12 protein-coding genes are annotated in these 14,220 nt (G+C 41.8%); 5 read left to right on the top strand and 7 right to left on the bottom strand.

The genetic code is table 11. The features are described from left to right. Positions 1–54: 54 nt before the first annotated feature. From V7K69_RS19410 to V7K69_RS19380, 7 genes are all read right to left on the bottom strand, one after another. Positions 55–204, bottom strand: a complete 150-nt coding sequence (locus tag V7K69_RS19410; RefSeq protein WP_335037188.1) for a hypothetical protein — start codon at positions 202–204, stop codon at positions 55–57. A 7-nt stretch (positions 205–211) separates the two neighbouring features. Next, complete coding sequence (locus V7K69_RS19405) at positions 212–808, bottom strand: hypothetical protein (protein ID WP_335037186.1); 597 nt, start codon at positions 806–808, stop codon at positions 212–214. Continuing rightward, positions 805–2,955: a tetratricopeptide repeat-containing S1 family peptidase gene (locus V7K69_RS19400; protein WP_335037184.1), complete on the bottom strand. Its 2,151-nt coding sequence runs from the start codon at positions 2,953–2,955 to the stop codon at positions 805–807. Before V7K69_RS19400 ends, V7K69_RS19405 begins: the two co-directional genes overlap by 4 nt. Positions 2,956–2,978: 23 nt before the next feature. Further along, positions 2,979–3,290 (bottom strand): CU044_2847 family protein, encoded by a 312-nt coding sequence (locus tag V7K69_RS19395; protein ID WP_335037182.1) that lies wholly within the window; start codon positions 3,288–3,290, stop codon positions 2,979–2,981. Between the two features lie 212 nt (positions 3,291–3,502). After that, a complete protein-coding gene (locus tag V7K69_RS19390) occupies positions 3,503–5,605 on the bottom strand; it encodes an NAD(P)H-quinone oxidoreductase subunit 5 (protein WP_335037192.1) in 2,103 nt (700 codons plus the stop codon). Positions 5,606–5,878: 273 nt separating this feature from the next. After that, positions 5,879–6,265 (bottom strand): thioredoxin family protein, encoded by a 387-nt coding sequence (locus tag V7K69_RS19385; protein WP_335037180.1) that lies wholly within the window; start codon positions 6,263–6,265, stop codon positions 5,879–5,881. A 414-nt stretch (positions 6,266–6,679) separates the two neighbouring features. After that, positions 6,680–7,402 (bottom strand): NnrU family protein, encoded by a 723-nt coding sequence (locus V7K69_RS19380; protein ID WP_012412413.1) that lies wholly within the window; start codon positions 7,400–7,402, stop codon positions 6,680–6,682. Positions 7,403–7,614: 212 nt separating this feature from the next. Between V7K69_RS19380 and V7K69_RS19375 the strand changes: the two genes are divergently transcribed. The 5 genes from V7K69_RS19375 (at position 7,615) to V7K69_RS19355 (ending at position 14,176) form a co-directional block, all read left to right on the top strand. Further along, positions 7,615–8,628, top strand: coding sequence for a LysR family transcriptional regulator (locus tag V7K69_RS19375; protein WP_335037178.1), 1,014 nt, complete (start codon positions 7,615–7,617; stop codon positions 8,626–8,628). A gap of 283 nt (positions 8,629–8,911) precedes the next feature. After that, the gene (locus tag V7K69_RS19370) at positions 8,912–10,309 is read left to right on the top strand and encodes a serine/threonine-protein kinase (protein WP_335037176.1); all 1,398 of its coding nucleotides are present in this window, start codon (positions 8,912–8,914) and stop codon (positions 10,307–10,309) included. A gap of 27 nt (positions 10,310–10,336) precedes the next feature. Then, positions 10,337–11,383, top strand: coding sequence for a PstS family phosphate ABC transporter substrate-binding protein (locus tag V7K69_RS19365; protein WP_335037174.1), 1,047 nt, complete (start codon positions 10,337–10,339; stop codon positions 11,381–11,383). 57 nt (positions 11,384–11,440) lie between these two features. Then, on the top strand, positions 11,441–12,841 hold the full coding sequence (locus V7K69_RS19360; protein ID WP_335037172.1) for an ABC transporter substrate-binding protein: 1,401 nt from the start codon (positions 11,441–11,443) through the stop codon (positions 12,839–12,841). A gap of 288 nt (positions 12,842–13,129) precedes the next feature. After that, positions 13,130–14,176 carry a PstS family phosphate ABC transporter substrate-binding protein gene (locus tag V7K69_RS19355; RefSeq protein ID WP_335037170.1) on the top strand — a complete coding sequence of 349 codons (1,047 nt, stop codon included), beginning with the start codon at positions 13,130–13,132 and terminating at the stop codon, positions 14,174–14,176. Positions 14,177–14,220 lie beyond the last annotated feature (44 nt).

The following is a 14,220-nucleotide window of genomic DNA, read 5'->3' as shown; positions in this document are numbered from 1 at the left end:
CCCTCAAACCTCATAAACAACTCTATTTTCAGCGTGGTTTTTCTGCCCTCTCCCTTATGCAGCAAACTTTATAGGTCGCTTGTCACCCTCTGAGAAATTTGGTTTAGTTTCTCCATGCTGACAAATTACGCATTTCATCATCTTTCCTAAAGGTTGGGCTTCTATTGCCCGCGATCGCTTCACAAGGTTGTGTATTTTCAGCACAAAACTTTTAGCTAGGACGCTGGATTTCAAAACTAAAAAGCCATTGAGCAGGTTGAGAATTATTTTTACGATAAATATCTATATAAGCAATATATTGACCATTTTCAATCGGTTGACCACTAGGCCAGAATTTATTTATACTGCCGCAAGGATAACCACCTTCAAAAAAACAGTAAGGAGAACGTTTTTCAGTGTGATTGTAGATTATATCGGCCTCTCCAGTATCTTGATTGCTCTTGCTAATAGAAATTTCAATTCTTTCAATACCGTCACCATCTTTAGTACCTTTGCTAGGGTCCCAGACTTTCACCTGGAAACATACTTCCCTCGTGAAGCGGGCTATGAGTGGGGTAGGATCGGGAGAATCTTCTTGAGCAATATTAGATTCTTCTGGAATTAGAATACTACCCTTAACAGTATTTGTATCACCGCCAGGTTTTGGTCCTTTTAATCTTGGTTGATTTCCACAACGGGCTATCGACTTTTTACTCTTATTGGTATCGGTAGTTGCTGTTGCAAGATCAAACCTAAACATAGGTAAAATAATTAGACTTATAAAAGATACTGCTAAACAAAACCGATAAATAATATGTTGTTTTTTCATATTTCATCCTCTTTTTGGTACTCTGCGAGCAAATTTATATTTTCTTCACAATACTTAACAATGTTTTGGTTAAGAATATAGTCATTTGGTGCTTTTTCACCTTGATTCTTACACGATAGGAAAGCTTCAATAGCTTTTTGGTTCATGTTTAAAAATTTTTCTGTATCTTCTCTACGAAGATGTAGATTTGCATCTAGCCAATAGGCTAAACCTAAATTAGAATACGCTTGCGCTAGTAATCGATATTCTTTAGCTATCTTCAAAGGTTCGATAATTTCCTGAGTTATCTCAAAAGCTTTCTTTTGCCATTCTTCTGCTTTTTCGTACTGATAAAACTCTAACTCAGTGTCTCCCTTCAAATACCAAGCGTAGCCCAACCCAAGAGGTGCTGCATACTCTGACCAATCATCAGGCTGAGACTGTGGCAGTTGTTTAACAGCTTCTTCATAGCGGTCAATTGCTTTATTTAACTCTACATCTATTTCTTTCTGAAGTTCAGAGCGTCTATTTAGATCACCACTCTTGGGATAGTTATCTATGTTATCTATTTTTTTTATTTCATCGTAGTACCATTCTGCACGGGTAAGATAAACGCTTCCCTGCCCAATATGTGGTTTGATGTATTCATTATTGAGTTTAATCGCTTTCTCAAATGAAGCCTCTGCCTGATCGGTATATTCCTTTGTAACATCCAGACTTATGTTAGAAGTTTTAGGCGAGTTTGCAGCAAACAAAGCAACTTGCCCTAAACAGTAATAGAAAACTTCTTTACCTTCTTCTCCTTCTCCCCACTCTTTTTCCAGGGTATTTGCTACCTGTTGAAAAAGAGCCTGAGTTTTTATTTTATTTTGAGAAGTATCAATATAGCTCAAGTAAGTAATTAGCCAAAATAATGGTTTTACTTTGGAAAGCAAAACGTTTCCTATCTTTAGGTTATTCCTCACATCAATTAGAGTAGGCTTTCCAATTAACTCACCTTTCAAATCAAATACATCAGTGAAACCAGAACTCCCAGTTGAACTCGATTCATTATTAGGAGAGAAATAGAAATTTAGGGTGAAGAATTTATTGTTTTGGTTATCAGTTTCAGTTATGTATCCATAGAGAAGTAAATTAGCGTTAATTTCCTTCGTCAAAGATTTAAGCTTTTTTTCAAATCCTTCAATAGAGTCAGAATGAATGTATTTATTAGGCTTTGAAATCTCCCACAAATTCGTATCAATAATAGTTTGCTGCTTTTGTTGATCCTCTAAACTCTTTATCAGCCATTCACTGAACATCTTACCATCGTTAGATATTTGTAATTTTCCATTGCGATTAATTGTTGCAAAATCAGCTACCGCGACATTATAAGCACCCGTCATTTTCCAAGAATTGTGCGAGCGCCAAATATACAAACTAATAGTCAATAAAAAGATAAGAGATAGAGAAAATAAAATAACAGGTTTTCGGCTCCAAAAAGGAGGGCTAATGATCTGAGTCCATTTTCGGTAAATCTTTTGATGAAACTTCTTATTTTGCTTTAATTTAGACAAAATGAGTTGCTGTTCATGTGGAGATGCTGTAAGCTCTTTGGGCTGAAATAGAAGAGGAATTGGTGTTGCACGACCTCCCAAATCCGAGCTTGTATCTCTAGAAACACTGACAATGCCACAAACTTTACCTGTTCGCACATTAAGTAACGGTGAACCACTATAACCTTCCTGAATGTGACCTTCTTTCAGCTTTAGAACAAGCACATCATCTTGAAAACTATTTCCTTCATACTTGGTAGTTGCAGAATCCCCACCAGAGTAAATTTCTGTACCATAACCTTGCGGATAACCAAAGGTGTACAAAGTGTCTCCAATCTGTGGAAAAGAGTTATCAAGATAGACACATTTATGAACAGGTGTTTTGCCCTCAATCTTCAAAAGAGCAATATCAACCGGTATTGGGACACCTAACCGGACTGTCGCTGTCAGTTCTTGCTTTCCTTCTCGACTTAACCAGAAAACCCCGACATTATCACTTCCCTCAACGACATGGTAACAAGTTAGAATCCACCCACCAGGGGCTATGAAGAAACCTGTGCCAATTCCACCACTGGAGCTACTCAAGCGTACAGTACACTCTTGAAGCAACTTGTAGAGGTCTTGCCTAGCCATGCCCTCACCTCCTTAGCGCATTGCTACTTACTCCATTCCATCGTGATTTCCAGATTGGCTTTACCTGCTCCTTTGACGATTAAAGTTGTCAATTGACCTGACTCAACTGCCACTTCCAAACCCACTGTCACACTTACTTTATCTGGTTGTACTGTTTGATTAATTTCCTTGAGAGTTATAGCCAGTTCGTTGGCTATAGACTTGATAGTATTGGTGACTTCTCGAAATGGTCTAGCCTGAAAAGCGACTCGTTGTTCACCAATAGATGTTGCTTCTACTTTGATAACTGTACCGTCTGAAAGTTCTACTGGAATGATTTTTGTGGGGAGATCCATAGGGGTTATAGATAACTTGCAGGCTCATTTTCAAAAACATCAATTTTGCGGCGAACTATTCCTAATGGAACTTTTGAGATTATTCTTGAACCACCAGATGATGTCAAAAAAGATTTTAATATTTAAATTGCTGATTATCAACCAAAAAAAAGGAGTCTATAATTAGACTCTTAAAAAACTTAGGGGCGGACATTTGCCCACCCCGATTAAAATTAGGTAACACCAAAAACAATCACTAAGCCCAAAACCGCCCCAAACACAATCAAGGCATAGAATTGAGCGCGACCGTTTTCTAGGTACTTCAGACCTTCACCGCTAACAAGGGTGAAAAAGCCTGTGAGGTTAACAGCACCATCTACAACGCGGAAGTCAACTTCCATAACTTGTCTAGCTAGGCGACGCAAGCCGAGGACAAAAACCCGATGGTAAATGTCATCAAAGTACCACTTGTTGAGCGATAACTCGTAAAGTGGTTGGATTTTAGCAGCGATCGCAGCCGGGTCAATTTTACGGCGCAAATACATCAGCGAAGCCAGGGTAATCGCAATCAAAGAAATTCCGACTGAAGCACCCGCCATGATGTAGAATTCCGTCGGATTGAACTCGGAAGCCTTTTCTATAACTTCAGAGAGGGTTTCACTAGGAGGAAAGATAAACTCTTCAAAATAATTGGCGTAGGGAGTTCCCACCAAACCAATCAAAATCGAAGGCACAGCCAACAGTGCCAACGGCAGCGTCATTGTCCACGGCGATTCGTGGGGGGAGTCGCTGTGATGCCCGTGGGAGTCATGGGAGTCATGATGCTGACTGGTTGCCGCCAATTCTCCTTTCTTCATCGCCCCAGGCCCAAAATTCGGCGCTAGTTCTTCTGACTCTAATTCCAGGACAATTGTCGCCGCAGCTTTCTTGAGTTTTTCCTTGATTTTCTCGTCAGTACCCCGGAATTTGCCTTCAAATGTCGAGAAATACATTCTAAACATATAGAAAGCCGTAATCCCGGCAGTTAGCCAGCCGATAAACCAGAGGAGTGGATTAGCCTCAAAAGCCTTCCCTAAAATTTCATCTTTTGACCAGAAACCAGCAAAGGGCGGAATACCAGAAATTGCCAAGCAACCAATCAAAAAGGTAGTTGCTGTGACAGGCATATACTTTCGCAGTCCACCCATCAAGCGCATATCTTGCGCTAAAGCGGGGTCGTGTCCAACAACACCTTCCATACCGTGAATTACGGAACCTGAACCCAAGAACAGCATCGCCTTGAAATAGGCGTGGGTCATCAGGTGGAATAGTCCAGCGCTGTAGGAACCTATTCCCATTGCCATCACCATGTAACCAAGTTGGGAAATGGTGGAATAAGCCAAGCCCTTTTTGATGTCGTTTTGGGTAATGGCAATAGTTGCCCCCAAAAACGCCGTAAACGCCCCAGTAAAGGCAATGACATTCATTGCGGCTGGAACGTCTTCAAATACTGGGTACATCCGGGCAATTAGGAAAACACCAGCCGCCACCATTGTTGCCGCGTGAATCAAGGCAGAAATGGGGGTGGGGCCTTCCATCGCATCTGGTAGCCAGACGTGGAGGGGGAATTGGGCTGATTTTGCAACTGGCCCTAAGAAAACTAAAATCGCAAACAGGACAGCGAGAAAATTGCTGATAGAACCTGATTCGACAAGTTGGGCGAGGCGATCGCCCATGATATTAAAATCAAAGCTTCCCGTTGCCCAAAATAGCCCCAAAATGCCGAGTAACAAACCAAAGTCGCCGACGCGGTTGGTAACAAAGGCTTTTTGCGCCGCATCGGCTGCTGACTTGCGATCGTACCAAAAGCCGACCAGCAAGTAGGAACACATCCCCACAAGTTCCCAGAATATGTAAATCTGTACTAGGTTGGGGCTGACCACCAGACCTAACATTGAGGAGCCAAACAAACTGAGATAGGCGTAAAACCTCACGTAGCCGGGATCGTGAGCCATGTAGCCATCGGTGTAAATCATGACTAAACAGGCTACCGTTGTGACAATCACCAGCATTAGGGCTGTCAGGTGGTCAATAGTGTAGCCCATGCTCAGGTGAAAATTACCTGCTGCCGCCCACTCAAAGGTGCGTAAATAAGGCGCGTGTCCTTGAATTTGACTCCATAGCAAGGCAACCGACAGCAGCATAGCTGCGCCCATCATGGAGATAATCACCACGGCGTTCAGCTGCCGGAGGCGGTTTGTCACCTGATTCAACGAGATTAACCCTAGACCGACCAGCATTGCCCCAAGAAGAGGGAACACCGGAATCAGCCAGGCATACTGATAGATTACTTCCATCACTGACGCCTACTTTTAGAATTCTTGATTTAGCGTGTCGAAACTGTTAATAATTGTGACACACACCCTTTAGGATAAAATAACCCACCCAAGACTGATTGGGTGGGGTATTAAGCATGGTTTTAGATTTGGTCATTTGTCATTGGTCATTTGTCCAATGGCCCATGTCCCTCAAGAGTGCTGAGTGCCCAGTAGGGAATCTCACTTCTTTACTCAGCACTGGGAACTCGGAACTCGGAACTGTTTTGCCCTATACCCAATATCCAATATCCATCAGGCAGATCGACATTCTAAGTCCACTGTTTTTGAATTTTTGTGGGTTTTGGGGTAATTGCTGTAGCTGGCTTTAATTTCTTCTAAAGCTAGACGTAAATCTTCTCTGCCGCGAAAGCCTTCCAAGCGATGGCGAACAGTGCCATTTTCAATCAGTAGTAAAGTTGGCAGTGACTTTAGCTTATAAGTAGTAGACAATTTAAAATTTTGATCGGCGTTAACCCCAACTAATTTAATTTCGTCCCCACATTGGATTTGAAATTGCAACAACAGTGGGTGGATAATCCGACACAAGCCACACCAAGGTGCTTCAAAGTTAACTAAAACAGGAATAGGTGATTCTAAAACTTCTTGAGTAAATGTCCGTTCACTAACCGACAACACCATGACGCCTCTTGAATTATAAGGTTTTTATATCAAACTACCTATCAGTACTAAAGTGAAGGATTGGTAAGTCAGTAACTGCCGATAGATGCTTTCAGGAACCAAATCTCAGGACACAGAATAATTGGGCAAAAATTCAGTGTGTTGATGTGTCTCTGACGTAAAAAGCCACTGCAACTCTCACCGTGGCTTTTTCGGATTTTAGACTACTGATTGCTTTGTCCACCTGGGATTTGACTGAATCTGCTACTGACTCCCAAGCAAAGACAACGGGTCTTCAACTACCAATATAAAATCTTAAGCTGACTAAACGCACCCCCACTGATAGATGTTTGAATTTATCCTACATTGATTCGGGGCAATTGATAAGCGGAAATTCCAATCTATTTGGGATTTTCTGCTGACACTGGGGATCGCTTAAATTTCCCATTTTATTCTACCAGTTGCTTCCATCAACAGAGGGTGCGACCACCAAAGCAAAGCGATAAAAATGGCAACTCCCAAATAGGAAGGGCGGAGAAATTCCTGCCATAAGATAGATTGACGGCCGTCAATAATTGCCTTAAAGGGAATAATTGAAGTCCGTTGTTTGGCAATTTCAAAGGCTTCCCCATAGCGATCGCTTAGACGGCGATCCCCATGCCAAACCCCAAACAAGTGATGCAACACCAATCCAATGGAAGTCACAAGGGTAAAGGTAGTACCCAGCCAGAGTGTATGGGCAACACACCAGATTATTTGTCCCACCATTTGGGGATGACGGGTAATCCGAATAATTCCTGTTTCGTAGAGATGAACTTGGGGCTTTTGAATAGCAGCAATTTCTAGTAGATTGAAGGTAGCAGGATATAAAAACAAAAACGAGATTGCTGACAGCAGCCAAACAAATTCTCGTACTCCTGGCACTCCTTGTACCTGCCAAAGTTGCAAACCATCATAGCGGTGCCCAAAAAAGTAAATAATTAATATCACAGCCAACGGTAGGCTGACTAATGCAAAAAAAATGCGATAAAGCCTTGGGCCAATATATTTTTCGGCCCTTGGACGCAAAGCAGCGCCTCCACTGTGAGCGATCGCAAAAACTATTTGTAACCCCAGTATGACAAAATGACTGGGTGTCAACCAAGAAATCAGCAGCATATAGACGGGTGAAGTAATTTAAAGAAAATTGAATTCAGTACAACCAATACCACAAAGTATTCCAAAGGAGACTTTAGTCAAGATGTTGTGCTACTGTCCTTTTCGAGTCAAGTATTCAAGTTTAATATGCAACAAATCAGACGCGGCTAATTGCTGCCAAAGTTTATTTGTTGTGTGCATCCGCTCCTTTCAATGTTTGTGGGTTGAGCCTTATGTCTGACCTTCCTTTCACTTTAGATCAGTTACGGATTTTAAAAGCGATCGCACAAGAAGGAAGCTTCAAACGTGCCGCCGATAGTCTTTATGTCTCCCAGCCTGCCGTCAGCTTACAAGTCCAAAATCTTGAACGGCAGCTAGATGTCCCTTTATTCGATCGTGGAGGACGACGTGCCCAATTAACTGAAGCAGGACATTTACTCCTAAATTACGGTGAAAAAATCCTTAGTCTGTGTCAAGAAACCTGCCGCGCCATTGAGGATTTACAAAATCTCCAAGGCGGTACGTTAATTGTCGGTGCTTCTCAAACCACCGGCACTTATCTTTTGCCTAGAATGATCGGAATGTTCCGACAAAAATATCCAGATGTGGCAGTGCAATTACACGTCCACTCTACCCGGCGGACTGCTTGGAGTGTCGCTAACGGACAAGTTGATCTGGCAATAATCGGTGGTGAAATTCCTGGTGAACTATCAGAATCTTTGGAAGTTCTTTCTTACGCAGAAGATGAACTAGCGCTGATTTTACCTGTCTTTCACCCCTTTGCTAAACTTGAAACAATCCAAAAAGAAGACCTATATAAATTACAATTCATTGCCCTAGATTCCCAATCGACCATCCGCAAAGTGATTGACCAAGTGCTAGGACGCTGTGAAATTGATACCAGACGTTTTAAGGTTGAAATGGAACTAAATTCCATTGAAGCAATTAAAAATGCCGTGCAATCTGGTTTAGGGGCTGCTTTTGTTTCAACAAGTGCGATCGCTAAAGAGTTACAAATGGGTGTTCTGCACCGTACCCCTATTGAAGGAGTAGTCGTCAAACGGACGCTATGGTTGATTTTTAATCCTAATCGCTATAGATCCAAGGCCGCAGAAGCCTTTAGTCAAGAAATTTTGCCCCAGTTTGCTAACCCTGGATGGAGTCAAGATGTGTTAAAATTGACACAAAAGAATATCGTGGTAACTACATTGGATATAGCAATACCCGCCTCGTCTGGCGAAGACTAAAATCTAGTAACACAATTTTGGATTTTAAATTTAAGATTTTGGATTGATCCCATAGGAAAAGTGGAGCTTGAGATTATGACATTATTTGATTCATCTCCACGAATTAATTCAAGGGTATAAAGCCAATATTTTAGATTTTGGATGGGAAATTTTTCCTTAACTCCAAAATCTAAAATCTAAAATCTAAAATTGGTCAGTTTATTAGTCCTTTGTTTTTTGTAAATGATCAATTTCTCTACGAGACGCTACGCTCACTACAAGTGACTAATGACTAATCACGAAAATGGAAGTTTACTGTACTCGTCCACGTTGCCCACGCCCACAAAACTATTTTGCTGATTTAGATGATATTACAACCCTGAAAACAACGCAGCAAAAATACTGTACTACGTGTGGTATGCCACTGCTGTTAGATGGTCGATATGTACCTACGAAGTTGCTGGGAAGGGGTGGATTTGGAGCAGCATTTTTGGCACGTGATCGCCGCATCCCAGGAATGCGTCAATGCGTGGTTAAGCAGTTTCAGCCAGTGGGTAATTTAACCTCAACTCAACTGCAACAAGCACAGATCATGTTTGAGAGAGAGGCAGACGTTTTAGCACAACTTGGTAACGATCACGAACAAATTCCTGACTTGTTTGCCTTCTTCCCAGTGATAGTTAATAGTTCGCAATCAGGACAGGAAGACCAATTTTTTTACTTAGTACAAGAATATATTGATGGGCAAAATTTAGAAGAAGAATTAGTTCAACAGGGCAAATTTTCTGAACACCAAGTCTTAGAGGTGCTGCAAGAAATCCTGAAGGTGCTAAAGTTTGTCCACGAGCGAGGCATTATCCACAGAGATATTAAACCTTCTAACATCATGCGTCGTCGTGATGGGAAACTTTTCCTCTTAGATTTTGGCGCAGTTAAGCAAGTAACAAATGTTGCACTAGGAGCCGCTTCTTCCACAGGAATTTATTCTATGGGATTTGCACCACCTGAACAGATGGCTGGGGGGCAAGTATTCCCATCTACAGACTTATACGCTTTAGCTGTAACTCTTATTACTTTATTAACAAATCAGGAAGCAATTCAACTATTTGATGCCTATAGCAACCAGTGGAAATGGCGGGAGCAAGTAAATGTTAATTCTCGCCTTGCTGATATTTTAGATAAGATGCTGTTACCTGCTGCTAATCAGCGCTTTCAATCGGCACAGGAAGTTCTAGATGCACTTTACTCGCAGCCTCTAGCTGTTACACAGCTTAACTCGCCCTCTGTAACACTTCCGCCACAATCACCTAAAAGTTCTAATCCTGTTGTCTCCCAGCCTCCACCAACTCAACCAGCGTTTTCTATAGTGGAATTATTGGGTGGGGCCGCATTTAGTGGATTTGAGGGGGCATTGATAGCGATCGCCCTCTTCAGTCTAGTACAATCACCAATAGTTACTTTAAGCGTTGGATGTGTAATTTTGGGGATACTGGTATTTGCCCAAACCAGGCGGTGGATTGAAAAGTTTGATTTATTAATTATTCCAACAATTACTTTTGCAATTATTTTTTTTATTCCCTTTTTACAAGGGGGTCTTGGCATTCAGGCAGTTGTCATTTTATCAGTTGCAGCAGCATTGATAGCCATTTCACTGACAGCCATATTTCGGCTTATTTATAAATTATTATCTCTCATCCTTTAAAAAACTTCTGGTGCTAATAGCCACATAATGTCTCAGAAAAACGAAACACTTAGTCTTTTTTTAGCTGTTGTCATCACCATTGGCTTAATCTTTAGTGGCTTATGGTTTCTTATGGAACGGTGGGCGCAACTAAATGGAACTGTTGCTAAATCTTCGGGGACTAACAACACAGATAATCCAATAAACCAGTTTATCAGTAGTAAATGTAATGTGCCCAACCTCTTAGAAGGAACATTCAACTATGGTGGTAGCACAACTTGGGCACCCATTCGTAAAGATGTAGACTCCGTACTAGAAAGCCAGTGTCCTCGGTTTCTTTTACGTTACACTCAACCTCCATCAGGTAAAGCAGGATCTGGAACTGGTATTCGGATGTTGATAGACAATCAACTAGCTTTTTCTCAATCTTCTCGCTCAGTAAAAGCTGAAGAAAATGCCGAAGCTCAACAGAAAGGCTTCAGTTTGAAAGAAATTCCAGTGGCGATTGATGGAATTGCGATCGCAGTTAACCACGATCTCAACATCCCTGGTTTAACTGTCGCCCAACTCAAAGACATCTACACAGGCAAAATTACTAATTGGCAACAGGTAGGTGGGCCAAATTTACCCATTAGAGTTTACTCTCGTAGTAAAGAAGCTGGGGGTACAGCAGAATTCTTTATCGAAAATGTTCTAAATAAAGAAAATTTTGGTGCCAATGTTAGTTATGTTGACACGACCACTGAAGCAGTACGAAAAGTAGCTGCAAATCCTGGAGGAATTTACTATGCTTCTGCCCCAGAGGTTGTACCTCAATGTATTATTAAATCCATACCACTGGGACGCACAAGCAGTCAATTCGTGCCTCCTTACCAAGAACCGTTTGTACCTCCATCTCAATGTCCCAGCAAACGTAATCAATTGAATAGTCAGGCGTTTCGTAGTGGAGATTATGCAATTACCCGCAATTTATTTGTAATTGTTAAACAGAATGGTCAAGCAGATCAGCAAGCAGGCGAAGCTTATGCAAATTGGCTGCTGACACCTCAGAGTCAAGACCTGATCGAAAAGGCTGGATTTGTCAGAATTAAATGAACAAAACAGTTAGATTTAGCCAAATAATAAACATTTCTATTTTATGAAAATTTGTTCATGTCACAAAAGAATGAAACCGTAGTTTTATCCTTGGCTCTGTTGCTGACAGTTGGAATAGTTGGCGGTGGTGTGTGGTGGTTTACTAATGGCTCTGGAGCCAAAATAGGTAATACCATCATTCCAGGTTCAGAACCAGCTAACAATCCATCCCTACAAGATCGGATTAGTTTTGGAGACAAAACTTTGACTCCAGGTGCAGTTTCTGCTGCAAAAAAAGAAGGAGTACAGGCGATCGCAGCTAAAAGTTATGATAGAGCGATCGCTAATTTCACAGATTCCCTAAAACTCAACCGTAACGATCCAGAAGCACTAATCTTTCTTAATAACGCCCGCATCGGTTCTTCCAAGAGTTACACTATTGTGGCTTCTGTACCAATAGGCACTGATCCTAATGCTTCTTTAGAAATTTTACGTGGCATCGCTCAAGCCCAAAATGAAATTAATACCTCTGGGGGAGTCAAAGGAGTACTGTTAAGGATAGGTATAGCTAACGACGACGACAATCCAGAAATAGCAAAGCAAATCGCTTCTAGCCTAGTCAGCAATTCAGAAGTATTAGGTGTAGTTGGGCCCATTACTAGCGATTCTACCTTAGCCGCAGGTACTATTTATACTTCTGGACAACTTGTAGCAATTTCCCCTACCAGTACATCTGTCAAAATTTCTAACTTTAGCCGCTACGTTTTTCGCACGGTTCCCAGTGATTTTATGGCTGCAAGAAGTTTAGCCAACTATATGGTGAGAACTTTACAGAAAAAAAATGCAGTGGTTTTCTTTAATTCACAAAGCAACTATAGCCACTCCTTAAAGTCTGAGTTTGTTTCATCTGTTTCTTTAGAAGGTGGACAAGTATCCAGCGAATTTGACTTATCCAAAGCAGATTTTAGTGCGGCTAAAAGTATAGAAGAAGCAACTAAGCAAGGTGCAGAAGTCTTGATGTTAGCTGCTAACACTGAAACTCTCGATAAAGCGCTGCAAGTAATTCAGATTAATCAAAAAAAGTTAACTCTGTTAGCGGGAGATGATGTTTATACCGCCAAAACTTTAGAGATTGGCAGAGAACAAGCTGTGGGGATGGTAGTGGCAGTTCCCTGGCATATTGATGGCGATCCTAAATCAGATTTCCCCCAGAAATCTCGCCAGCTATGGGGTGGTGATGTGAGTTGGCGAAGCGCTCTCAGTTATGATGCTACAGTGGCTTTGATTACGGCATTAAAACGCAATCCGACACGTTCTGGAGTTCAACAAGCACTCTTTACCTCTGATTTTTCTGCCACCGGCGCTTCTGGTACAATTCGGTTTTTAGCATCAGGCGATCGCAATGCGCCAGTCCAACTTGTAAAAATCGTTCCTGGTTCTCGCTCTCGCACTGGTTATGACTTTGAGCCAGTACGTTAATCAGCAATAAAAAATTAAAAATTAACCAATAGTTAACCTAAAAAAGCTCTCAAGATGAGAAATTGAGCTTTATAGGGAAAAATATTAGTGCTAACTAACAATTTATACCTTGTGGAGAAGTAACAAATAATTCAAAGGAAATTTACTATATCTAGAACCGTAAGTGATTCAGAAGTTAGGATTTGTCGTAATTCACTAACAAAACACCCGTCCTACCAATACAATCGCAAGTAGCAACCACCTATTAAGGTAAGCACTTATATTGAATGGACGTGCGGGTAATTTACTATGTCTCAAAAAAATGAAACAACTATTCTTGTTTTATCCATCCTAATCACAGCCGGGTTAATAGCTGGCGGTTTTTGGTGGTTTAGTAGAAAGTCTGGTGTTGACCTAAATGCAATTAATTCTGGTAGCACCAAAACACCACAAGCTATACCAGAACAACCTAGTGGCAAGACTTTCACCTCAATCCAAGATGTTCCTACAGGATTATTCAATTATGGAGGCAGTACATCTTGGGCACCGATTCGCTTGGTAGTTGATCCAGCAATTCAAGCGGCGCGACCAGAGTTTCGGCTGCGTTATGTAGAACCCAGTAATACATCTCCTGGTTCTGGTACTGGCATCCAGTCACTGATAGACGGTCAGCTAGCCTTTGCCCAGTCTTCTCGACCAGTTCTCGATCAAGAATTAAGCCGCGCCCAGCAGCGTGGATTCACTTTAAAACAAATTCCTGTAGCTATTGATGGTTTAGCAGTCGCAGTTAACCCCAACCTCAAAATCTCAGGACTGACTGTAGACCAATTAAAGTCAATTTACACAGGCAAAATCAATAATTGGAGCCAGGTGGGTGGCCCCAATATCCCGATTAAGCCCTATTCTCGCCGCATTGCTGATGGCGGTACTGTAGAACTTTTTGTCCAAGACATCTTGGGTGGTCAGGCTTTCAGCCCCAATGTGGAATTTATCTCCACAACCACCCAAGCCTTGCAAAAATTGGCTGGTAGTTCTGGTGGTATCTACTACGCTTCTGCCCCAGAGGTGATTCCTCAATGTTCAATCAAACCCTTACCGTTGGGGCGGACGCAAGGGCAATATATTGCTCCATACCAAGAACCTTCTGTCCTCCCGTCGGAATGTCCTGGTAAACGGAACAAATTAAACATTGATGCTTTCCAATCAGGAAAATACCCGATTACCCGCAATCTGTTTGTGGTGGTCAAACAGAATAATCAGATTGAGCAGGAAGCAGGTGTCGCTTACGCCAACTTACTGCTGACTGAGCAGGGGCAGGAACTGATTAGCCAAGCTGGGTTTGTCAAAATTCGCTGACACCTGGGATTACACTCAGGCAGAGTGGCGGAAATCGCCGCTCT

The sequence above is a fragment of the Nostoc sp. genome (assembly GCF_036917775.1).
In the GTDB taxonomy this organism is placed as follows: Bacteria; Cyanobacteriota; Cyanobacteriia; order Cyanobacteriales; family Nostocaceae; genus Nostoc.
The sequence above is the reverse complement of the archived record's forward strand: the minus strand, read 5'-3'. Positions and strand labels throughout refer to the sequence as shown.